Here is a 23,306-nt window from a genome sequence, read left to right on the forward strand (position 1 = left end):
GTAATGGCAAGAAAAAATCTTCAACATATAAAATTGAAATCAGAAATTGAAATCCAGGACAAAAATGATTCTGGTTTTCAGGTTGTTGATAATATGATGCTGAAGAAAAGCTATTCAAAGCATGATATTGAAAATTTAAATCATCTTAATTTTGTTGCAGGTATCGCGCCTTATTTACGTGGGCCTTACAGCACCATGTATGTGCAGAGGCCTTGGACAATTCGTCAGTATGCCGGGTTTTCTACAGCAGAAGAGAGTAATGCCTTTTATAAACGCAATTTAAAAGCAGGCCAAAAAGGCCTTTCTGTTGCTTTTGATTTGGCAACCCACCGCGGCTACGATAGCGATCATGAGCGTGTGGTTGGCGATGTAGGGAAAGCTGGTGTCGCTATAGATTCTGTTGAAGATATGAAACTGCTTTTTGATCAGATTCCACTGGATCAAATAAGTGTGTCCATGACCATGAATGGGGCAGTACTTCCTATTATGGCATTTTATATTGTGGCAGCAGAAGAGCAAGGCATAAAGCCAGAACACTTGGAAGGCACGATTCAAAATGATATTTTAAAGGAGTTTATGGTGCGTAACACTTATATTTACCCACCTTCGCCTTCAATGAAAATCGTTTCGGATATTTTCGTTTATACCAGTAAGCTTATGCCTAAATTTAATAGTATAAGTGTTTCTGGATACCATATGCAAGAAGCAGGTGCCACAGCGGATATTGAATTAGCTTACACGCTGGCAGATGGTTTAGAATATATACGGAAAGGACTGGAGTCTGGATTAGATATCGATGTCTTTGCGCCTAGACTATCGTTTTTCTGGGGCATTGGCATGAATCATTTTACGGAAATAGCCAAATTGCGTGCGGCAAGGATGTTGTGGGCAAAAATGATAAAACCCTTCAAACCCAAAAACGAAAAAACGTTAATGTTGCGAACCCATTCCCAAACTTCTGGTTGGAGTTTAACGGAACAAGACCCTTTTAATAACATTGCAAGAACTTGTATTGAGGCATCCGCAGCAGTATTTGGCGGGACACAATCTTTGCATACCAATGCGCTGGATGAAGCTATTGCTTTGCCTACAAATTTCTCTGCACGTATAGCACGAAACACACAGCTTGTTCTTATAGAAGAAACTAAAATCTCCAAAACGATAGACCCTTGGGCAGGAAGTTTTTATGTGGAGCGCCTAACCCATGATTTAGCACAAAAAGCATGGAAGCTAATTAAAGAAATTGAAGAATTGGGAGGAATGACCAAAGCTATTGAAGCGGGTATACCGAAAATGAGAATTGAAGAAGCTTCAGCTAAAAAACAAGCACGGATCGATTCTAATGTGGATGGTATCGTGGGGCTTAATAAGTATGTGTTGGACGAAGAGCGGCACATGGCAACACTAGAGGTTGATCATGAAAGGGTTTTAAAAACACAGCTAGAAAGATTAACGAGGTTAAAAGCAACCCGTAACCATGAAAAAGTAGAAAAAGCACTTTTTAATTTAACGGAAGCTGCAAAAATGGCATTAAACACTAATTCTTCTAATTCTAAAACACCCCCAAAAACAGATTTAAAAGACTTATGTTTGACGCGTAATAGAAATTTATTAGCTTTAGCAGTAGAGGCCGCTCGTGAACGGGCTACCTTAGGTGAAATAAGTAGGGCATTAGAAATGGTTTTCGGGCGTTATAAAGCAGATATAAAATCATGCTCGGGTGTGTATAGTAAAGAAATTAAAAACGACCGCACATTTATAAAAGCTCAAGAGCTAGCAGATGTTATCGCTGAACAAGAAGGAAGACGCCCTCGTATTATGATTGCCAAACTAGGACAAGATGGGCATGATAGGGGAGCCAAAGTAGTGGCAACTGGTTTTGCAGATGTAGGCTTTGATGTGGACATTGCACCACTGTTTCAAACCCCAAAAGAGGTTGCAAAACAAGCGGTGGAAAATGATGTGCATGTTTTGGGAATATCATCTTTAGCAGCGGGGCATAAAACGTTAGTGCCAGATGTTATAAAGGAACTAAAAAAATATAATCGTGAGGACATCTTGGTAATTGTGGGAGGTGTAATCCCTAAACAAGATTATCTGTTTTTATTCAATGCTGGAGTAACGGCTGTGTTTGGTCCAGGAACAAAAGTAAGTCAAACCGCTATTACTGTTTTAGAGATATTGAGAGCTAATTAATTTCTTAATATTTGAATGTTTAATTAACTAATATTTAATTCGGATAAATTTGTCTGTTTTAAAATATTGTGATATTTTTGTATTAAATTAAAAATAAGATATGTTTTCAAAAGCTTGCGAATACGGAATTAAGGCAACGATATTTATCGCAACCAAATCTTATGAAGGGATACGGGTTAGCCCGAAAGAAATTGCCCAAGAAATAAATTCGCCACAAGCGTTTACAGCTAAAATATTACAAGCCTTGGTAAAGCACAACGTTGTTAATTCTGTAAAAGGGGCGTATGGTGGTTTCGAAATCGATGTTAAAGATATTAGCCATATTAAATTATCACAAATCGTGAATGCTATTGATGGCGACAGTATTTATAAAGGCTGTGGCCTTGGATTGGAAAAATGTGATGAAAACCATCCATGCCCCGTACATTATAAATTTAAAGGTGTTCGAGATGAACTTAAATATATGCTTGAAAATACAAATCTAGAAGAATTGGCAAAAAACATTACATCTGGCACATCTTTTTTGAAAATTTAAAAAAAAATTTGACTATAAATAGGATAAAAACATCCGAAATAAACAACACTATGGAAACATTAAATAAAGGCGCTCAAAAACAAATAGGGCATTTCGTAGCAGACGATTTTAGAACTGCAGCAGTATTTAGTAACTACGGTATCGATTTTTGCTGTAAAGGACACAGAACTATCGAAGAAGTTTGTGATAAAAAGGGAATAGATACAAATGAATTGCTGAATAAATTAGAGGCAGCCGTAAATTCGAATGCAAACCAGTCGATAGACTATAAATCATGGCCTTTAGATTTATTGGCAGATTATGTCGAGAAAAAACATCACCGCTATGTAGAGGAAAAAACGCCGGTATTACGCCAGTTTTTAGATAAGTTGTGCAAAGTACATGGCGAAAGACATCCAGAGTTATTTGAAATCAATGAGTTGTTTACCGGTTGTGCCGGAGAACTGGCGGCTCACATGAAAAAGGAAGAGCTTATTTTATTTCCGTTTGTTAAAAAAATGGTTGCTGCCAACTTAAATAGAAGCGCTATAGAAGCTCCTCATTTTGGAACTGTTGGAAACCCTATAGCGATGATGATGGAAGAACATGAAAATGAAGGCGAACGTTTTAGAAAAATTGCAGAGTTAACAAATAACTATAATCCGCCTGCAGATGCTTGTAATACTTACAGAGTTACATTTGCTATGTTAGAGGAGTTTGAAAAAGATTTACACTTGCACATTCATCTGGAAAATAATATTTTATTCCCAGAAGCTATTAAGCTAGAACAACAGTTCAGTTAAACTTATTTAGAAAATAAGAAATGCTTAGCATCTATTTTTGTATTTTTAAATTCCAGAAGACGTAGCGCTTCTGGAATTTTTTATTCAGGAAATAAGCTTTAACATCTCTATCTTTTGAAAAGACCTATACATGCAGAAAAAACTTGTTTTAACGTGCTTATTTAATTTTTTAATTGCAGCCTTAATGGGTTTGGTGTTGCGTTATTCGTTTATTGGTACCATTCAGTTCAATTATCGGTTTTTAATACATGCACATTCGCATATTGCCATGTTGGGGTGGTTATACTTAATGCTTTATGCGCTTATTGTACACCATTTTGTTCCAGAAAAAAAACCTGTTTATAATCGCTTATTTTGGGTTACAGAATTTGCAGTAATCGGGATGATGCTTAGCTTTCCTTTTCAAGGTTATGCAGCAATTTCTATATCATTTTCAACCTTGCATATTTTATGTAGCTACTACTTTGTGTACCTTATATGGAACGACTGTAAAACAGAATCGGTAGTTACCGAATATTTATTAAAAACGGCACTGTTGTTTATGGTGCTGTCTACTTTTGGGGTTTGGTGTTTGGGGCCTGCGGTATCGATGCTGGGGCAAGCATCGGCATTTTATCAAACAGCGATTCAGTTTTTTTTACATTTTCAATTTAATGGTTGGTTTTTAATCGCAGTAATCGCTATTTTTTTCCATGTTTTAAGACTTAAAGATTCAAAACAGTTTAGGCTTTTCTTTAAACTTTTAATTGTTTCTACCGTATTGACTATGGCATTGCCTGTGTATTGGTTCTCTCCGCACATATTGTTACTATGGATCAATGGTATTGGAACCTTGATTCAATTATATGCCTTGTTGCTTTTTTTAAAGCTTATAAAACCTTATCCCCTTCAACTCTATAAAAAAAACTCAAAGCTCACTATTTACATATATAGTTTTGCTGTTTTTTGTTTTATTTTAAAAACGGTGTTACAGTCTTTTTCTTTAATACCAGAGATAGCAGCTATTGCTTATCAGCACCGAAACTTAGTAATCGGTTTTATCCATTTAATCATGTTGGGGGTTATTACAGGTTTTCTATTTGGTTTTCTGTTGCAAAGCAGATTGGTTACCTTTAACCTCTTATTGTCCCTCGGGATTTTTATTTTTATTCTAGGTTTTATAGCAACAGAGTTGCTCTTAATCGTTCAAGGCGCTATGTTTTACTTTGGAATGGGGATTGTGCCGAGCTATTATTTGTTGTTATTCCTATTTAGCATATTATTACCTTTAGGAATAGCGTTCATTATTATTAATATTTTAAAAACAAAAACACATGTCCGATAAAAAACCTCAAAAACGTCATAAAGCATTACAGCCTTTAAGTCGAGAACATCACCATGGTTTGCTCTTGTCCTGGAAAATTCGTTCTGGATTTAGCAAAAACATAGCGCCCGAGCGTATAAAGCGTTATGCAGATTGGTTTTATGAAAATCATTTAATACCACATTTTAAAATTGAAGAAGCACATATTTTTACTATTTTAAACGATGACCATGAGCTGGTTAAACGGGCTTTGGCAGACCATAGGCGCTTAAAACGTTTGTTTACAGAAGAAAGTGACGATATTAAAAGATTAAGTAAAATAGAAGAAGAACTAGATAAACATATTCGTTTTGAAGAGCGCGTGCTATTTCCAGAAATACAAAAAATAGCTACAGAAAATCAGTTGGCTCTAATTGAAGAGGTACATCAAGAGCATGATTTCGTAGATAATATTGAGGATGAATTTTGGAAATAAAGGTATTTTAGTATAGGCAGCCCTACCATGAACGTTTTGCAATTATAATTAACATCGATTTGTTTTTTATATGAGTTTTTTGTTTTTTACAGTTAAAATTAACATGATTCAGAACATGCTTCTACTCTTTAAAATTCTAATTTTAGAGCATGGAAGGAATAAAGAATTTTGATGTATTTGTTATAGGCACGGGTACTGCCGGACAATTAGTGGCTAAGGCCTGTGTAGAAGCAGGGTTAACAGTAGCAATAGCCGATAACCGTGAGTATGGTGGTACTTGCGCCAATAGGGGCTGCGACCCTAAGAAGTTGCTTTTAGGACCTACGGAAGTTTTTCAGATGAGCCATAATCTTGGAGGTAAAGGCATAGCTAAAAACCCAAAGTTAGATTGGAAAAAACTTCAAAAATTTAAAAAAACTTTTACTAAAAAAATACCAGCATCAACAGAGGCTAAATTAAAGGGTTTGGGTATTGAAATGTATCATCAATCGCCTAAATTTTTAGGTTCCAATACACTTTCTGTAGAAGGCAAAACCATTCAGGCCAAAAAAATTGTAATAGCAACTGGTCAGGTTTCTAGAACTTTAAATATAAAAGGTGAAGAGTTTTTAAAAACGAGTGATGATTTTCTTGAATTAAAAAAACGGCCTAAAAGTATCTTGTTTTTAGGTGCGGGATATATTGGTTTGGAGTTTGCTCATATAGCGGCGCGATTTGGATGTAAAGTCACGATTCTAGAACAAGGTGCCCATGCCCTTAATGCATTCGATCAAGATTTGGTTTCAGAATTGGTAAAAGCATCTAAAGCTTTAGGTATTGAATTTATTTATAATGCTGAGGTTTTGGAATTGGAAAAATTGAATAAAAATTATAAAGTACACTACAAAAGTGGAGCGCGAAATAAAACAATTAAAGCCCGTATGGTTTTTAATACCACAGGAAGGGTTCCTGCTATAGAGGATTTAGCTTTGGAAAAAGGGCTAGTTGCTTTTACAGAAGCGGGTGTAAAAGTGAATGCCTATATGCAAAATACGGAAAATCCAGATGTTTATGCTTGTGGCGACGTTGCAGACCATAGTTTGCCGCTTACACCGTTGTCCGTTTCAGAGTCTATTATTGTTGCAGACAATATTATTTATGGAAATAAAACAAAAATAGAAACACCAGAGGTGCCTTCTGTAGTATTTACGCTTCCCAACCTTGCTACGGTGGGGCTTTCAGAATTTGAAGCCAAAAAACGCTATAAAAATGTAATCGTAAATTATCAATCAGTACCGCATTGGTATAATGCAAAGCGTATAGGAGAGCGTCATTATGCTTATAAAGTGTTGTTAAACGAACGTACAAATCAAATAGTAGGTGCGCATCTTTTAGGGCCGCATGCTGGAGAAACAATTAATTTATTTGCTATGGCAATACACATGAAATTAACCGCAAATGATCTTAAAAAAATGATTTTCACATACCCTTCGTGGACTAATGATATAAAAAGCATGCTTGCAGTATGACGGATCACGACTCTTCAGAAAAATTTAAAATACGGCATTTGCCTGCTCTTATAAAAGATACGTATGTCGCTTGGGATGCCAATCAACCTTTTAGGCTTAGTGCAGTAATAGCGTACTATGCTGTGCTTTCTTTACCGGGTTTACTGGTTATTATCATTAATGTTGTAGGATCGGTATGGGGGGTGGATATCGTTCAAGGTAAATTAACCAATGAAATTTCGGGTGCTTTAGGAAGTGATGCTGCAGAATCCATCAAAACCATGATGATTGAAACCCAAAATAATGATAAAAGTACACTGGCTACCATATTGGGTATCGGCACCTTAATTTTTGGCGCAACAGGGGTGTTTTATCATTTACAACTTTCTCTTAATGAGATTTGGGAAATCTCACCAGACACATCCAAAGGTTTTTTAAAGATGATGTTAGATCGGGCCAGAAGTTTTGCCTTTATTTTAGCCATTGGTTTTCTTTTACTTGTAAGTTTTATTATCACAACCGTTATATCCACATTGAACGATTATATAAGAACCTTCCTACCTGAGGTTATCATTTATATTGCTTTTATTATCGATATAGTTGTCTCTATAAGTATTATAACGGTATTATTTGCCCTATTGTTTAAATATTTACCTGATGTAAAAATTAGATGGAAAACGGTTTGGATCGGTGCCTTTATTACTTCTATCTTATTTGTGCTAGGTAAGTTTTTACTTGGTATTTATTTTGGTAAGGCGAGTCCAGGAACAACATATGGCGCAGCAGGTACCATTGTGCTTATATTATTATGGGTGTCTTATTCATGTTTAATTTTGTTTTTTGGAGCAGAATTCACTTGGGTCTATTCAAAAAGATATGGCTTGGGTATAAAATCCAGTTACAAAACGGATAAGAAAGAAGAAGCCTAATCTTTAATTTTCCCCTTTTAAGTCTTGTGCAACAAACTCTTTTTATTATAAAAAAAAACACCTCAATTTTAAAAATTGAGGTGCGAATATAAATTGAATTATAAAATAATAAAATGGATTCTACCATTCTTTAATTTCTCTTTCCAAGTCTTCTTTTGTCTTTCCTGTTTTTTCTTGGAGTCTTCCTAACATTTCATCAAATTTACCTTCTGCAAAAGTGGTGTCGTCATCAGTAAGACTTCCATATTTTTGTTTAAACTTTCCTTTTACTTGGTTCCATTTGCCTTCTAACTGTTCTTTGTTCATAATTTTTAGATTTATACCTATCATAAAAAGATAGATGATTAAACGTCTTTTTTTTCTTTGTACTATTTCAAAACTAAGATATATCCGCTCTTGTTCTTAGTCTTATTAAATCAGATATTAACCCATTTAGGGAGGTCTTGTTTTTGTGTAAATTAATTGTAAAGGAGTTTTTTAAGCAGTAAAGGACGGTTCTTTAATGGTACCAATACCATTAATTTTATCATGGAATGGATTAAGAACTCATATGATCGTATTGTATTTTTATTTCAAAATAAAACCTTATGCCTGATAATAGAATAAAAAACGAAGCACAATACGAGGCCTTGCGTAATCAGGGCTATAGTAAAGAAAAATCTGCTCGAATAGCAAATACGCCAGATGCAGGAAAAAAAGGAGGAAAAGCAAAGCCTTATGAAGATTGGACAAAAAAAGAGCTTTACGCACAAGCTAAAAATGTGGGTATAGAAGGCCGCTCTAAAATGGATAAAGCGACACTTATTAAAGCTTTAAGAAGCAACTAAAGGTTTTGTAATCATAAAAACGACTATAATAGCAGGGTATTATTGCATCTGAACTAATAATTTATTTGTTAGCATTAATAACATGGCTATAGATGAAGTAGTTTTATATAAAATTTTCTTAAGGGTTAGAAGCTGTATTTATTCTAATCTAGACAATAAAAATAGGTGTAAAAAATGACAGAAGGAGAGCAACTTAGATTAGATAATATAGCGAATACAGAACATGATATTTTTGCGCTTTTAAGACAGCGCTATAGTCCTAGGGTGTTTAAAAGTGAAACTATAGATAAAAACCATTTAAATCAGCTTTTTGAGGCTATAAGATGGTCTGCTAGTTCAAATAATTTACAACCTTGGCGCTTTATTTACGCAGAAAAAGGAACAGATGCTTACCAAGCTATTTTTGATTGTTTAAGCGATTTCAATAAAACATGGGCTAAAAATGCACCACTTTTAATGTTAACGGCTTATAAGGAGAAAACAGATGATGGAAAAGAAAACTTTCACGCCCTTCACGATTTAGGACTTGCTTTGGGTAGTATGGCTGTGCAGGCGCAATATATGGAAATTGCTTTGCACCATATGGCAGGGGTAGATTGGAAAAAAGCACAAGCTGTTTTTAGTGTTCCAGAAGGCTACCATATTGCCACTGCTGTGGCGATGGGGTATTATGGAGGAGAGCTTAAAGACTTACCAGAAGCCTTAAGGGATCAAGAAACTGAACAACGTAAAAGGATGCCTTTAAAGGAATTTGCTTTTAAAGAAAGCTGGAATGGTAGAAGTGCATCATATTAATAAAAAGATTATGAAAATTGGAATTATAGGAAGTGGAAATATAGGGGGAAATCTTGGAAAGCATTGGGCAAAAGCAGGACATCAAGTGCTTTTTTCGTCACGACATCCAAAAAGTCTAAATAGTTTGGTGAAAGAAGCAGGAGAGAATGCCACAGCCGTAAGTGTTACAGATGCTTTCGAATCGGAAGCAGATGTGTATGTGCTGGCGGTACCCTTTAAGGCTCTAGATGAGATTGCCGAACAATTTGCGGGCGAATACGGTAATAAAGTTATAATTGATGCCACAAACCCTTACCCCGAACGAGACGGGGAAGTAGCTGAAAAGGTAAGAAAAGCAAACTATAATGCTTCTGAATATACAGCTATGAAATTTTCTACAGCAAGTACGGCTAAGGCCTTTAATACCATTTATGCAGAGCATTTGCGGGATGGTGCCTTTCGGGAGTCCAATAAGATAAGCATCCCTTTTGCTGCTCAGGATCAAGCAAGCAAGGCCTTAACGAAGCGGCTTATAGAAGATATTGGTTTTGATGCACTGTATGTAGGAAACCTGTCAGACTCAAATATTATGGATCCTAATCAAGCTATTTATGGCAAATCTCTCAAACAAAAAGAACTGAAAGCTTTGGTAGATGCCACAAAACCATACGGATTATAAACTGTTTTTTTAGATTGAAAGTGTATAACGTGAGTCATTAGCCTAGATGGCGTCTTGTTTTTATTTTTCATTACCATAGGTGCACTGTATATCTATAACAATACGTTTTATGAGTTGGGAAATTATTTTGATGTTTATAATCCTACTAAGCACAGTAGTGTGTTTTATTTTTGAAATTTTTCCTGTCGATAAAGTCGCTTTCCTTATTGTCGTCTCCCTTATCTTATTAGGTTTGGTTTCACCAGAAGAAGGCATTAGTGGTTTTTCAAATAATGCGACTATTACGGTGTTGGCGCTCATGATATTAGCTGTAGCTATGGAGGAGAATGGCGTAATACATTGGCTTACCTCTGGTATGGGCAAGATTAAGGCTTTGCCGCTATTAGTTATGGCTCCTATTTTTATGTTTGTTACTGCAAGTATTTCTGCTTTTATTAGCACTACAGCAGTGGTGATTGTTTTTATCAAAATGATAAATCAGCTTTCGGAGAAATACAACATACCACAGTCTAAACTACTACTGCCTATTTCTTTTGCTGGTATTTTAGGAGGATCTTGTACCTTAATGGGGACTTCCACAAATTTGATAGTCAATTCCGTGTCTACAAATTTAGGGGCAGAAAAATTGGGGTTTTTCGAGTTTTCAATTTTAGGGTTAATCTTTCTTGGAATTTCTATAGTCTATCTTACCATTGCTTTGCATTGGTTGCCTTGGGGAACAGATAAGACCTTGAACCAAGACTATAAAATAGAAAACTATATTACTAAAGTTCGCGTAAGTGAAGATTCCGATTTAATAGGGAAAAAAATTGAAGATAGTTTTTTATATAACAATCCAGAAGTATCTATTTTGAAATTAACCCGGAGTGGGCATACTCATAACTCACCGGGAAAATACATTGCTTTAAAAGTGGACGATGAGTTGCTGCTTATGTGTAATTTGGAAGCTTTAGCCCGTATCAATAAATCCGAAAGCTTAACCATTCAGGATAGTGGCGCTACCTCAGATGAGATAGAAAATGATGAAAATAGTGATACTGAAAATGAAAACAAAGCAGATAACGATAAGCCCCAAGGCTTTGATCAACGTGTTTTTGTAGAGCTGCTTATGCTCCCGGGCGCTTCTTTATTAGGAAAAACCCTAGGGAACTTAAGAGGGTTTATGTTACAGGATGTTATCCCTATTGCTATTAAAAAAAGAAAAACGCTGGTTAACAATCATGAAAGAATGGTGCGCAGTAGTAAAAACCGTTTAAAGTTAAAAGCTGGCGACCGTTTGTTGGTAGAAATTTCAAAAGAAAAATTATATGCATTAGATTCTATGGAGAACGTCGTGGTGCTTCAGGAGTTTAACGAACTTAATCACAATTCTAAATTAAAACGATATTTTTCTTTGTTCATATTATTGCTTGTAATTGCTCTAGCGGCTTCAGGTTTATTATCTATTATGGTAAGTGCCTTAACGGGAATATGTCTATTGTTAGTTACCAAAAACCTAGATTTAAATACCGTTTATAAAAAAGTTAACTGGCAGATTTTTTTCTTATTGGCGGGTATGATTCCTTTAGGTGTGGCCATGCATAATACGGGTGCAGATGTTTGGATATCCGAAAAACTACTAGGTTTTTTAAACGGGCAGCCACATTATGTGATTATTGGAACTCTTTTTTTAGTCACCATGCTTATGAGTGGTGTGGTTAGTAACAACGCAACAGCTATAATTATGACGCCTATAGCTATTTCTGTAGCACAGGGTATGGGTTTGGATTTTAAGCCTTTTATCCTGGCCATTATGTTTGCTTCAAATTTCAGTTTCTTTACACCTGTAGGGTATCAAACCAATACTCTAGTGTATGCTATAGGCAATTACCGCTTTAAGCATTTCTTATGGATAGGAGGTTTCCTGAGTCTCATATTATGGTTAACGGCCACTTTTTTGCTAACCAGAATGTTATAAATCTTAAATATGGATACTAAGTTTTCGATAGAAGATGCTATAGATAAATTATGGTATAAATTGGACGGCTGGATGGATGCTATCATCTTAAGACTGCCTAATATTGCCCTGGCTATATTAATTATGGTCCTGTTTTACTTTATTGCTCGTGGCATTAGAAGTGTTTTGCGAAAGGTCTTACTGTTGCATATCACTCAGAAATCCATACAGGACATCCTTTCAAAAATAATATTTGTGATGGTTATTTTGATAGGTTTTTTTGTGTCACTTGGGGTGTTAGATCTTAATAAAGTGTTAACAAGTGTACTGGCTGGAGCAGGAGTAATTGGTCTAGCGGTAGGTTTGGCGCTTCAAGGCACCTTAAGTAATACGGTTGGAGGCGTAGTATTGTCTTTTATGCCCAAAATTCGTATTGATGATTATATCGAAATTAATGATATAAAAGGATTTGTATCAGAAATAAGCTTGCGTAACATAACGTTACTAAGAACCGATAATAACTATGTGATCATTCCCAATTCAAAATTTGTAGAAAGTTCGTTTATAAATTATTCTTTAAGTAAGCGGAGTAGGATTGTGGTAAGTTGTCGTGTAAGTTATAAGCATAATCTACAAGAAATAGAAGCTCTGGTAACACGAATCATTTCTGAACATTTTAAACAAGAAGAAGGGGAAATCGTAGAGTTTTTTTTTACTGAGTTTGGGGAAAGCTCTATTCATTTTATAACCCGTTTTTGGATTGATATGATAAAAAGTAGAGAAGAAAAGATAGCCAAACACAAGGCGATAAAACTTATTAAAAACCATTTTGATGCTGAAGGGATTCACATCCCTTTTCCAATACGCACTTTAGATTTCGAAAATGATAGTTTTAAAAAAAACAGTAATAAAGAGGATGATGCAGATGTTAAATACTAGAAAACATCATCTCATTACTCATCCTTTTAAAGTTATAGCGTTAAAAGGTGTTCGAATTGTGTTAACCTCATCGCTCGTTTTTTTGCACATTTGATATATTAAAAACACAGTACCTTACGAAGCGTTGTTTTATTTAATTTTCGTCTATGTGCTGTATAACCTTAAACATTAAAGCGATGGAAGATGAATTTGCAAAACACGAAAAAGATTATATAGAACGATATAAGGAGAAAGGCTATATCTCCAATTTTTATATTAAAAATGAATTGCTTATCAATAGTGTTACAAAAATAGAGTACACTCCAAAAGATATTTATATTGTAGCAGAACATCGGTATGAAGGGATGAGCAACCCTGATGATATGTCCATATTATATATTTTGGAAACCAATCAAGATGAAAAAGGAACTTTTTTAATGGCATATGGGCCTACTGCCGATTCAGAAACCTCGGCCTTTTTCAACAGCATACCCGAAGCTAATATTTCTGATGAAAAGAATATAAACAAATAAAAGATTTGTTTAAAAAGCACCATTTAAAATGGTAAGGGATTTAATGTCGTGATTGTTTTTAAAGAGGGTTTTCTTTTATAATATTATGAAAACTTATTCTATAATCTATGTAAAATAATAGGTTATAAAACGTTTCATTCTATAAAATAAATTTCATGTTTTTGAAATTAAACGTATATCTTTAGCCTTTATAAGAGCTAAGGAAATCCACTCTTAAACAAGGGTTTAAAAAACGCTGCTTATTTCAAGTTACTTAAGTTGAAATACCTCCGTTTAGCGACCAGTTTAATAAAGAAAGAACATGAACAAACCCTTATTGAATATTATTTTAACAGACGACGATGAAGATGATAGAATGTTTTTCTGTGAAGCTTTGGAAGAGGTTGAAATTCAAACAGCAGTTAAACTTTTTAACAACGGCGAAGAATTAATGGATTATCTTCTGTCGCCAGAAATAGAGTTTCCTAATTTGATTTTTCTTGACCTTAATATGCCTAAAAAGAGCGGTATGCAATGTTTATGCGAAATACGAAGCAATCCTAAATTAAAAAATTTATTTATAGCCATTTATTCTACATCCTCTTCAGAAAAGGATATTGAAGATGCTTTCTTGAAAGGGGCAAATATTTATGTAAATAAGCCCAATAGTTTTGGTAAATTACGGGATATGGTAAAGAAGGTCTTGCATCTAGATTTGGAAACTCATAATTCAAATTTAAAGAAAGAGACTTTTATATTCCGTAACTAGTTTATTATGGATTTCAAACGTGTTTATACCTCCTCAAAAACCTATATAATTTTATTGGTTGTTGGTCTTGCCTTACTTTTATTTATGGCAAGCATGTCTTATAGACAAATTATGCGCATGCAACAAGCTGCTGATATGGTGGCGCATACCCTAAAAGTTTACAATATATTAAGTGATTTATCTGCGCATTATACTCAGGCAGATTCTGAAGTGTTTAGAGAAAAACTAGTCGATAAGGATAGTTTTGAAACGGTTTTAAGAGCCTATAAATCGGAAGGGGCAAATATAATTGAGAGTTTAAGGGTGTCTACCCAAGAAAGTGTTTCGCAACAAAGCCGTATAAATTCCTTAAAAGTTTTATTAAATACTTTATACGATCAACTTTACTTATTGCCCGCTTCAGGATTTGAAGGCAATACAGAGGATGCCCTGCAATATAGGCATGCACAAGCAGGTAAAATAAATGCGACATTATATCAAATTCGTAGCATTAATAAAAGCATGCTTTCTGAGGAGGAGTATTTAATGGAGCTTAGGCAAGCTAAATACTTATCTCATAAACATTTAGCGCCAGCCACCTCATTGGTTTTAGCCTTTTTCGCCTTATTTATTACGTTTGTTTCTTTTTTACGCATATATCGTAATAAACTCCGTATCCGACAATCAGAAGGCTTTTTGAAAAGTGTTTTAGCAACAACAGATAACATAGTAAATTACTATGAACCCATATACGATGCAGAGGGTTCCATAATCGATTTTAAAATCGTATTTGCCAATGCTTGTAACCGGGATTATTTAGGGCTTGATCCTGATGAGGTTATGGACAAGCCTTTGTCTGAAGTACACGCGTTGTATAAAATGAATGGCGAACTTGATGCATTGATAGCATGTTGCCAAGACCAAACTAAAACTAATTTTAGTCAACAGGTGGATGTAAATGATGAGGCTATGTGGTTTCATGTTTTTGTTACCCCTTTGGCTACTGGCGCTTTAGTAACATCGCGAAACACTACAGCAGATGAGAAATCTAAAAAAGAACAGTTCGCATTAAAGCAACGTTTGGAAGATCAGAATTTAAAGCTGCTGGATAATCGAGCACTTTTATCCAATATCTTTAAAAGTATTTCGCATGTGGTGATGCATTTTTTAAGTATTAGAGATGAAAATGGTGAAATTGTCGATTTTGAGATATTATTTGTTAATGATAGGATTTATCCTATTACAGGCGATAATCCAGATGATTTAAAAAATAAATTAGTATCTAAAGCGTTTCCCACAATAAGTGAGACAGTAATATTTAATCATCTGGTTAATGCCATAGAACGCAATAAAGCTGTAGAATACTTAGTACCTTATACTAAAAATGGTAGGGAACATTGGTTTCAATGTACTGCCATTAAATTAGGAGATGGGGTTACGGTAACTTCCAGAGAGGTTACTGAAGAAAAACAAAAGGAAGCCCAGTTATTAAGCTTGAATGATGAGCTTGCCGTTCAAAATTCTATTTTATCAGATGCTGAGCGTATTGCAAAAATTGGCTGTTTTTTATGGTATATCGAAAAAGGAAAAGTTGAAATTTCAGATAACTTTTATAGTATTCTAGGCTATGATGTTAAGGAGTTTAATATGACTCTGGAGAAATATCGTGAATTTATACATTATGAAGATCTGTCTCTTTATGATGATCGCCTTAAGGAAATAATGGAAACAAATGTTCATGAAGAACATATGTATCGTATTATAACTAAAACAGGTGAAATAAAACATTTAAGAACCAATAGTCAGGACGTTATAAAAAACGGAGAAAGAATAATGGTGGGCGTGGTGCAGGATGTAACCGAAAACATTGAAACAGAAGAAATTTTAAGAGTTAAAAATCGTGAATTGTTGCGCTCTAATGCCGAGTTAGAATCTTTTAACCGCGTGTCTAGCCATGATCTTCAAGAGCCCTTAAGGAAAATACGTTTGTTTATTTCTAGGATACAGGATAAAGAAGGCGATAATTTTTCTAGTACAGGTACCGAATATTTCAACAAAGTTAAAAACTCTGTAGAGCGTATGCAGGCTCTTATAGATAACTTATTGTCTTATTCCCAGATAGATAGCAGTCAAGAAGATTTCGAGCAGTTAGACCTTAATGAGGTGCTAGAGAAGGTAGAGGAAGACTTAACCGCACGTATTAACGAGGTAGATGCAAAAATAAATTCAGACAAGCTTCCTGTTATAGAGGGTTTGGTGTTTCAAATGGAACAATTATTTACAAATCTAATTTCTAATGCTATAAAATATAGAGATGCCGCAGAGACTCCTATAATACATATTACATATGAAAAAATAGAGGCTACTAAAATAGTTGAGCCCTTTATAAAAACGCATAAATATTATCATAAACTATCTTTTATAGATAATGGTATTGGTTTTGATCCCGAATATGCAGAAAAGATTTTCGAGGTATTCCAACGGCTGCATCAAAAAAACGAATATTCCGGTACAGGAATTGGTCTTGCCATTTGTAAGAAGATTATAGAAAACCATAATGGTTATATTTATGCTGTAGGCAGAGAAAGTAAAGGAGCTACCTTTGTCGTTTACTTACCAGACTAAGGTTTTTAAACTGTTTTTCAAATGTGTTTTGTAAGAAAGCAATATGTTTTAATGGAGTAAGTTATGGCTTGTTTTTGTATCAAAAGCCTAATCAGTTCTTAATGCTTTTTAATTTTTTTTATTTCCAAATCTAAAAGTTACATAACATAAAACTAAAATTGTGTAACATGTAAAGCGGATTCCCTATCGATATTTGTAGAGTCGATAAGCGGTAGTTTTATTATAAAAAATAAAACTGTGTAAAGAGAAATTAAAAAAAACAGCATCATGAAAACAGCATATTTAAAATCAAATACTATAGAGGTCATGTTTAAGCAATTAAAAAGAAGCTTAGGTGGCTCATTAAAACAAGATTCCAATGAATATGTTTTGGAAATAGAGAATGAAATAGGTAAAGGGAAAATACAAGGGATTTCTTTAAAAGGAGGGATTTCTTATCTGGAATTCAATATGGTGTTTTCAGACGATTTAATATTGTCTATACACACCACAGAAAAAAATCCAATTTACTTTACTTATTGCTCAAAAGGAAGTTTGTCTCACAGTTTTGGTATCGATGGTGAAAAAAGAGTATTAGAAAGTTTTCAAACCGGTATTCTAACCAGTCAAGAAGAAGATGTAAATGTGCTATATTTTAAGAAAGATGAAGTTTTAAAAAACACGTTAATAACGGTTCAAACAGATAATAGAACGCATTTGTCTGGTAATGGCGAATTGAAAACCAAATTGCGCCAAACCTTTTTTAAAGAAGGAACTCCAGGTAATTTTGTTTACATAGGCTCACATAATTTGAAAATTGCAGAAAAGATACAACAGTTAAATAGCATTACTCAAGATGGTATTGTAAGAAGCCTGTTAACACAAGGATTGGTGCACATGATTCTTGCCTTAGAGATACAGCAGCATACTGATGATATGAAAAATCAAGAAAGCTGTATGGGCTCATTATCAATAAGAGATATGGATGCTATTAAAGAAGCGTCTGTGTTTATTGAAAATAACTATGATGCACAGCTTTCTATTACAGAGCTGTGCAGCCAATTTAGCATTTCACCTTCAAAACTTCAAGAAGGGTTTAAGTTGATGCATGGACGTACAGTTACAGACTATGTTAGAGACGTACGCGTTTGTAAGGCCGAAGAGTTAATAAAAAATACCGACCTTAATATATCCGAAGTGGTTTATAGCATAGGTTTTACTAGTAGAAGTTATTTCTCTAAAATATTTAAAGCGAAGTATAATTGCAGTCCAAAAGAATATAAAGACTCTCAAAGATTAATGGCTATCTCTGCATAGTATTAGTTAATTTAATCCGAAAAAAATCCGCTTTTAAAGCGGATTTTTTTATGGTCCTAATAGTAGTTAGAAAAAGGCATTAAGTTTTATATAAAACATAATTTATGTTTTATATAAAACTTTCATCATCTGTGGTAGGTGAAATTGTAGGTGTTTGGTGATTCATTGTTTTTTTAAGTCCGGCAGAATCCACTCCAAAAAAGGTCATAATTTCAGAGCGCTGTGTTACCACCATCGCCCTATCTCCATTTATGGCAATAGGTTTCTGTAAAACCACTGGATTGTTGTTAATAATTTTTATCCAATCTTCTGAGTTAAAATCAGCAAACTGTTCCGTGTTTATTTTTTCTTGCAAATAATCTGTTTCGAAAATTTTATGGAAGGGCAAATTTAAATTATCCGCCAATTCTACCCAAATAGTGCCACTTAAGGTTTCTTTGGCAATATCGATGGTCTCAATTTTTTTATCTGCTGCTTGTACATAACCAAGAACTTGTTTGCCTAATTGGGACAGAGAACTATAAATAAGGGTGATTTGTTTTTTATCGCGTGCTAGTATGGGCATGTTTTTCATGTTTAAACAAAATATGTTATTATAATCAAACTTCATGAAAAAAATGTTCAGTTATTGATTTGAAAGGATAAATTGTTGATGCAAATCCCTCCTTCCGTCTCTGGATAGGCTCTTTTTCTTTCCAGTTAAAATTCTGTGTTTTAGAGCAGATCAAGCCCTGCCTGTTTTATTAATTTCAGTAATAGAAAAAAAATAATATTTAAAAAATCATAAAAATGAAATTACGAGATAAGAAGGTAGCGATACTTGCTACGGACGGATTTGAGAAATCAGAATTATTTGAACCTTTAAAAGCCCTAAAGGGAGAAGGTGCAACCGTACATATCGTTTCAAATAAAAACGGAAATATTAAAAGCTGGGACAAAACCGATTGGGGAGATACTATTGAGGTAGACAAAATCCTTAAAGACGTTCATGCAAGCGATTATCATGCATTGGTGCTTCCTGGAGGCGTTATTAGTCCGGATATTTTACGTATTGATGAATTGGCCTTAAATTTTATTAGGGCGTTTTTTAAAAAGGGAAAACCTGTGGCTGCAATTTGCCATGCGCCTTGGCTTTTAATAAGTGCAGAAGTAATTAAAGACCGAAAGGTGACTTCGTACAAAAGTATAAAAAGGGATGTTTTAAATGCAGGAGGGCATTGGGTCGATCAAGAAGTTGTGGTTGATAATGGTTTGGTAACCAGTAGAAATCCAGATGATCTTCCCGCATTTTGCAGTAAAATAATAGAAGAAGTACGAGAGGGAAGGCACGATGGGCAACACGTTTAGCATGTTGACCATTGCCTCTAATAAACGTTTTTTTATACATATAAGAATTGCCTAAGGATTAGTGCTTGGGAGCTTTATAGGGGCTAGTCTAAATATGCAAAAGGAACCAAGCATGGAATACCTGTTTTTAAACACGAGTACTATATAAAAACAAAAACCTATGATACGAAATTATGAAAGCTGTATAAAAGCCTGTCAGCAATGCTTTATCGATTGTCAAAATTGTTTGGTACAAATGGCTGGTAAAAAAAGTATGAACGCTTGCCCAGCCTGTTGTTTGGGATGTGTAGAGGCTTGTTTAGTATGCATTAAATTTATGATAGCCGATAGCCCATATACTAAAGCATATTGCAAGTTGTGCGCGGAAATTTGTGAATGGTGTGCAGCACAATGCCAAGAACATGATCACGAGCATTGTCAAATTTGTGCCGCGTCTTGCTTGGTTTGTGCTGAAGAGTGTCGCAAGCATGCAGCGTAAATTATAAGATATTTAAACTATAAAGAGTAAAAGAATGAGCGATAAAGATTTTACAAAAGATAAAGATGGCCTTCAAAAAATGAGGGATTTGATAGAGGTACCCAAAGTTGTTATGATGGCAAGTCGGTTGGATAAAATACCATTTTCAGTGTGCCCCATGACGCTTCAGAGTATGGATGCTCAAGGCGACTTGTGGTTTTTTACATCAAAGGAAAGTGGTCTTTTTAAGGATGTTGATTATGATAACCGCGTTCAAATTATGTGTTCCGATGAGGAAAAACAAAAATACATATCAATATTTGGTAATGCCACGCATATTGTAGATCAGGAAAAAGTGGATGAATTATGGAATCCGTTGATGAGAAATTGGTTTGATGGCAAAGAAGACCCTAATTTGGTATTGTTGAATGTTAATATGGAGAATGCCTATTATTGGGATAACCAATACAATAAATTAGTTTCTTTTTTTAAACTGGTTAAGGGCGCAATACCAGAGCAACAACCAAATATGGGAGACAAGGGACATATCGATTTACAAGACCACTAATTATTATGATAATATGGGGTTAATTAGTAGGGGTTAGTGAACAAAAAAAAGGCCTTAATTATATGTTTTTTTTGATTGATATATTAATGCGTATAGAAATTCAGGGATCAATTTAAACGACCGTTACTAGATAACGATTTTTCCTTAGGTATCTCTCCATGTGCTGTGAAGGCCTATGTTATGTCGCACTTTGTTGAAATAGTGGTGTTTTAGTTTAACAGGTATGAGAAAAAGTATTGTAGATTACGATTTACTTGTAGTGTGGGGTTACTTTAATTGAAAAAGGATTCCTTGAGTGTTTCAGGGAATCCTTTTTCAGTATTTAAAATAGAAGTTAATGGTTTTCTTCTAATGAACGTCTGATACCTAATTCTAAGCCGCGTAGTTCTGCAAGACCTCTTAAGCGTCCAATGGCAGAATATCCTGGATTGGTTTTTTTCTTTAAGTCGTCTAACATTTTATGCCCATGGTCGGGTCTAAAAGGCATTCGTAAGTCTTTACGTCCAGTAGCAACGCGCTTTTGTTGTTCTTCTACCAAAGCCTTCATTACACCATACATATCTACATCTCCATCTAAATGATCGGCTTCATGGAAATTACCGTGTTCGTCACGCTTTGTAGCTCTTAAATGGATAAAGTGTATGCGGTCTCCCAATCGTTTTACCATGCCAACTAGGTCATTGTCTGCACGAACACCAAAGGAGCCAGTGCAGAAGGTAAGGCCGTTGTTTGGGCTTTTTACCGCTTTATATAAATCTTCAATATCTTGTTCTGTACTCACCACTCGAGGTAAGCCTAATATAGGAAATGGAGGGTCGTCTGGATGGATGCACATTAAGATTCCTGCTTGTTCTGCAGCGGGGATAATGTCACTTAAAAATGAAAACAGGTTTGCTTTCAATTCTTTTGGCCCAACATGTTTGTAGGTGGCCAAAATCTGATTGAATTCTTTAAGTGTATAACCTTCTTCAGCTCCAGGAAGACCTGCAATAATATTTTTAATTAACTTTTTTTGGTCCTCGGGAGAGGCATTTTTAAGATATTCTTCTGCCTGTGTTTTCTGTGCTTCGGTATATTCGGTTTCTGCGCCTGGCCGTTTTAATAAAAACAATTCAAAAGCTGCAAATGCAGCAGCTTCAAAACGTAGTGCTGTCGATTTATCATCAACTTCATAATCTAAATTGGTACGCGTCCAATCCAGTACGGGCATAAAATTATAGCATACAATATCAATACCACAAGCGCCCAGATTCAATAGGGTTTGCTTATAGTTTTCAATATATGTTTTATAATCGCCAGATTTAGTTTTTATAGACTCATGAATGGGTACGCTTTCCACAACAGACCAGGTTAAGCCTTCTGCTTCTATAAGGGCTTTCCGTTCTTTAATGTCTTCAATACTCCAAACTTGTCCGTTTGGAACATGGTGTAATGCCGATACTATTCCAGTAGCACCAGATTGTTTTACATCTAAAAGCGATACAGGGTCCTTTGGGCCGTACCACCTCCATGTTTGCTCTAATTTTAAATTCATATCTAGAATATTAAGTTTTGTTTAATTAGCTGTTTTATTGCGGAGGTTTTATGTCGTTAATAAAACAATAATTGGTATTATTTTAATTATACACCACTATATGCTGCGAACCCACCATCGATAGGAATTACCACTCCAGTAACAAAACTAGCGCCCTCACCACAAAGCCATAGTGTTGTGCCTACTAAATCTTCGGGTTCTCCAAAACGCCCCATGGGGGTTTGGTCTATAATTTGGTTTCCACGTGGTGTTAAACTACCGTCTTCTTTGGTTAATAATGTTCGGTTTTGATCGGTTAAGAAAAACCCAGGAGCCAATGCATTTACACGAATGCCTACTTTTGAAAAATGGACGGCAAGCCATTGTGTGAAATTCGAAACTGCAGCTTTAGCACCACTATATGCTGGAATCTTAGTTAAAGGTGTAAAAGCATTCATGGAAGATATATTCAGGACACTGCATCCTTCACGCCCTACCATGTCCATGGCAAAAACCTGTGTTGGTAAAAGTGTTCCAATAAAGTTCAAATTAAAAACAAACTGGATGCCGTTAGCATCTAAATCGAAAAATGTTTTAAAGCCTTCATCTTTGTTCATTAAATCTTCTGCGACTAAATACGGGTTACTGGTGGTCCCTAAAGGATGGTTTCCGCCAGCGCCATTTACTAAAATATCACATTTTCCAAAAGCATCGTTCACTTCTTTTTTAGCTTGGATCAAAGACTCTTTTTCTAATACATTTGCTGCAACGCCTATAGCTTTACCACCTTCTTTTTTAATGCTTTCTGCTACTTTATCCGCAGCGTCTTTTCTTAAATCAAGTACGGCCACTTTGTGCCCTTGTTTAGCTAAAGCAGAAGCTAGCGTACTACAAATGACACCACCTGCTCCTGTTAATACAATTGTTTTGCTCATTATAATGTGTATTAATTAAATATTTTTTTTAAAAGTATTAAAAATACAATAAGTTTCTTAAAACTTACTGATGAATCTTCCTTGTTTAGCCAAATAAGGACTATTGTACCCCCTGATTTTAAACTTATAACCACATTTGTAAAGTTCTGTCTAAAAATGAAAAATTGATAGCCCTAAAATACTAGGCTTATTATATAGGACATTTCTTCATGCTATATTCGTTTTGTATATCGATTATTAATATTTTCTACTAGTAGGACACATTAATTATTAAAATCTATAGATATTTAAAAAGTGCTTTAAGAGGTTTTGATACTAGAGTCGACACATATATATCTTCATTTTTTGCTTTTTTGAGAATCTAGGGTTGGATGGCAGAAAATCAATTTTAAACTTTCAATTTAGGTGTTTTAGTCATTTAAAGCTGTTTATTTAGGTTTTAGATGTTTAATCATCTTTTTTGG

At 34.8% G+C, this 23,306-nt stretch carries 23 protein-coding genes; 19 read left to right on the forward strand and 4 right to left on the reverse strand.

The features are described 5' to 3' along the window. Positions 1-3: 3 nt before the first annotated feature. From scpA to ACFFU9_RS03585, 7 genes are all read left to right on the forward strand, one after another. A complete protein-coding gene (gene scpA / locus ACFFU9_RS03555; protein ID WP_379859996.1) occupies positions 4-2,196 on the forward strand; it encodes a methylmalonyl-CoA mutase in 2,193 nt (730 codons plus the stop codon). 100 nt (positions 2,197-2,296) lie between these two features. After that, a complete protein-coding gene (locus tag ACFFU9_RS03560; protein WP_379859997.1) occupies positions 2,297-2,731 on the forward strand; it encodes an RrF2 family transcriptional regulator in 435 nt (144 codons plus the stop codon). Between the two features lie 50 nt (positions 2,732-2,781). Continuing rightward, on the forward strand, positions 2,782-3,513 hold the full coding sequence (gene ric, locus ACFFU9_RS03565) for an iron-sulfur cluster repair di-iron protein (protein WP_379859998.1): 732 nt from the start codon (positions 2,782-2,784) through the stop codon (positions 3,511-3,513). Positions 3,514-3,643: 130 nt separating this feature from the next. Continuing rightward, the gene (locus ACFFU9_RS03570) at positions 3,644-4,837 is read left to right on the forward strand and encodes a hypothetical protein (protein WP_379859999.1); all 1,194 of its coding nucleotides are present in this window, start codon (positions 3,644-3,646) and stop codon (positions 4,835-4,837) included. Continuing rightward, positions 4,827-5,291 (forward strand): hemerythrin domain-containing protein, encoded by a 465-nt coding sequence (locus ACFFU9_RS03575; protein ID WP_379860000.1) that lies wholly within the window; start codon positions 4,827-4,829, stop codon positions 5,289-5,291. The genes ACFFU9_RS03570 and ACFFU9_RS03575 overlap by 11 nt, the downstream gene beginning before the upstream one ends. A gap of 149 nt (positions 5,292-5,440) precedes the next feature. Continuing rightward, on the forward strand, positions 5,441-6,799 hold the full coding sequence (locus tag ACFFU9_RS03580) for a dihydrolipoyl dehydrogenase family protein (RefSeq protein WP_379860001.1): 1,359 nt from the start codon (positions 5,441-5,443) through the stop codon (positions 6,797-6,799). Continuing rightward, positions 6,796-7,707: a YihY/virulence factor BrkB family protein gene (locus ACFFU9_RS03585; RefSeq protein ID WP_379860002.1), complete on the forward strand. Its 912-nt coding sequence runs from the start codon at positions 6,796-6,798 to the stop codon at positions 7,705-7,707. The genes ACFFU9_RS03580 and ACFFU9_RS03585 overlap by 4 nt, the downstream gene beginning before the upstream one ends. A 120-nt stretch (positions 7,708-7,827) precedes the next feature. Here the strand turns inward: ACFFU9_RS03585 and ACFFU9_RS03590 are convergent, their stop codons facing one another. Further along, positions 7,828-8,013 (reverse strand): CsbD family protein, encoded by a 186-nt coding sequence (locus ACFFU9_RS03590; RefSeq protein WP_379860003.1) that lies wholly within the window; start codon positions 8,011-8,013, stop codon positions 7,828-7,830. A gap of 281 nt (positions 8,014-8,294) precedes the next feature. On the opposite strand from ACFFU9_RS03590, the gene ACFFU9_RS03595 reads away from it, so the two are divergent. The 9 genes from ACFFU9_RS03595 (at position 8,295) to ACFFU9_RS03635 (ending at position 18,022) form a co-directional block, all read left to right on the forward strand. Next, positions 8,295-8,534: a DUF7218 family protein gene (locus ACFFU9_RS03595; RefSeq protein WP_379860004.1), complete on the forward strand. Its 240-nt coding sequence runs from the start codon at positions 8,295-8,297 to the stop codon at positions 8,532-8,534. A gap of 174 nt (positions 8,535-8,708) precedes the next feature. Next, on the forward strand, positions 8,709-9,329 hold the full coding sequence (locus ACFFU9_RS03600; RefSeq protein WP_379860005.1) for a nitroreductase family protein: 621 nt from the start codon (positions 8,709-8,711) through the stop codon (positions 9,327-9,329). Between the two features lie 10 nt (positions 9,330-9,339). Further along, complete coding sequence (locus tag ACFFU9_RS03605; protein WP_379860006.1) at positions 9,340-9,987, forward strand: NADPH-dependent F420 reductase; 648 nt, start codon at positions 9,340-9,342, stop codon at positions 9,985-9,987. Between the two features lie 109 nt (positions 9,988-10,096). Then, positions 10,097-11,944, forward strand: coding sequence for an SLC13 family permease (locus ACFFU9_RS03610; protein WP_379860007.1), 1,848 nt, complete (start codon positions 10,097-10,099; stop codon positions 11,942-11,944). Positions 11,945-11,953: 9 nt separating this feature from the next. Continuing rightward, on the forward strand, positions 11,954-12,862 hold the full coding sequence (locus ACFFU9_RS03615) for a mechanosensitive ion channel family protein (protein WP_379860008.1): 909 nt from the start codon (positions 11,954-11,956) through the stop codon (positions 12,860-12,862). Between the two features lie 176 nt (positions 12,863-13,038). Continuing rightward, complete coding sequence (locus tag ACFFU9_RS03620; protein ID WP_379860009.1) at positions 13,039-13,374, forward strand: hypothetical protein; 336 nt, start codon at positions 13,039-13,041, stop codon at positions 13,372-13,374. A gap of 301 nt (positions 13,375-13,675) precedes the next feature. Continuing rightward, the gene (locus tag ACFFU9_RS03625) at positions 13,676-14,122 is read left to right on the forward strand and encodes a response regulator (protein ID WP_379860010.1); all 447 of its coding nucleotides are present in this window, start codon (positions 13,676-13,678) and stop codon (positions 14,120-14,122) included. Positions 14,123-14,128: 6 nt separating this feature from the next. After that, positions 14,129-16,726, forward strand: a complete 2,598-nt coding sequence (locus tag ACFFU9_RS03630) for an ATP-binding protein (protein ID WP_379860011.1) — start codon at positions 14,129-14,131, stop codon at positions 16,724-16,726. 267 nt (positions 16,727-16,993) lie between these two features. Next, positions 16,994-18,022 carry a helix-turn-helix domain-containing protein gene (locus ACFFU9_RS03635; RefSeq protein ID WP_379860012.1) on the forward strand — a complete coding sequence of 343 codons (1,029 nt, stop codon included), beginning with the start codon at positions 16,994-16,996 and terminating at the stop codon, positions 18,020-18,022. Between the two features lie 109 nt (positions 18,023-18,131). Here ACFFU9_RS03635 and ACFFU9_RS03640 read toward each other — a convergent pair whose 3' ends face one another. Then, positions 18,132-18,587, reverse strand: coding sequence for an arsenate reductase family protein (locus ACFFU9_RS03640; protein WP_379860013.1), 456 nt, complete (start codon positions 18,585-18,587; stop codon positions 18,132-18,134). A gap of 224 nt (positions 18,588-18,811) precedes the next feature. Here ACFFU9_RS03640 and ACFFU9_RS03645 point away from each other — a divergent pair, with 224 nt between their 5' ends. The 3 genes from ACFFU9_RS03645 to ACFFU9_RS03655 all read left to right on the forward strand — a co-directional run bounded on the left by ACFFU9_RS03645 (position 18,812) and on the right by ACFFU9_RS03655 (position 20,394). Further along, positions 18,812-19,369, forward strand: a complete 558-nt coding sequence (locus tag ACFFU9_RS03645) for a type 1 glutamine amidotransferase domain-containing protein (RefSeq protein WP_379860014.1) — start codon at positions 18,812-18,814, stop codon at positions 19,367-19,369. 160 nt (positions 19,370-19,529) lie between these two features. Further along, positions 19,530-19,847, forward strand: coding sequence for a four-helix bundle copper-binding protein (locus ACFFU9_RS03650; RefSeq protein WP_379860015.1), 318 nt, complete (start codon positions 19,530-19,532; stop codon positions 19,845-19,847). Positions 19,848-19,881: 34 nt separating this feature from the next. Further along, positions 19,882-20,394: a pyridoxamine 5'-phosphate oxidase family protein gene (locus tag ACFFU9_RS03655; protein ID WP_379860016.1), complete on the forward strand. Its 513-nt coding sequence runs from the start codon at positions 19,882-19,884 to the stop codon at positions 20,392-20,394. A 334-nt stretch (positions 20,395-20,728) separates the two neighbouring features. Here ACFFU9_RS03655 and uxuA read toward each other — a convergent pair whose 3' ends face one another. Next, on the reverse strand, positions 20,729-21,928 hold the full coding sequence (gene uxuA / locus ACFFU9_RS03660) for a mannonate dehydratase (RefSeq protein ID WP_379860017.1): 1,200 nt from the start codon (positions 21,926-21,928) through the stop codon (positions 20,729-20,731). An 86-nt stretch (positions 21,929-22,014) separates the two neighbouring features. Beyond that, positions 22,015-22,842 carry an SDR family oxidoreductase gene (locus ACFFU9_RS03665; RefSeq protein WP_379860018.1) on the reverse strand — a complete coding sequence of 276 codons (828 nt, stop codon included), beginning with the start codon at positions 22,840-22,842 and terminating at the stop codon, positions 22,015-22,017. Positions 22,843-23,306: the final 464 nt, after the last annotated feature.

It is taken from the genome of Mariniflexile ostreae, assembly GCF_042427585.1.
GTDB lineage: Bacteria > Bacteroidota > Bacteroidia > Flavobacteriales > Flavobacteriaceae > Pseudalgibacter > Pseudalgibacter ostreae.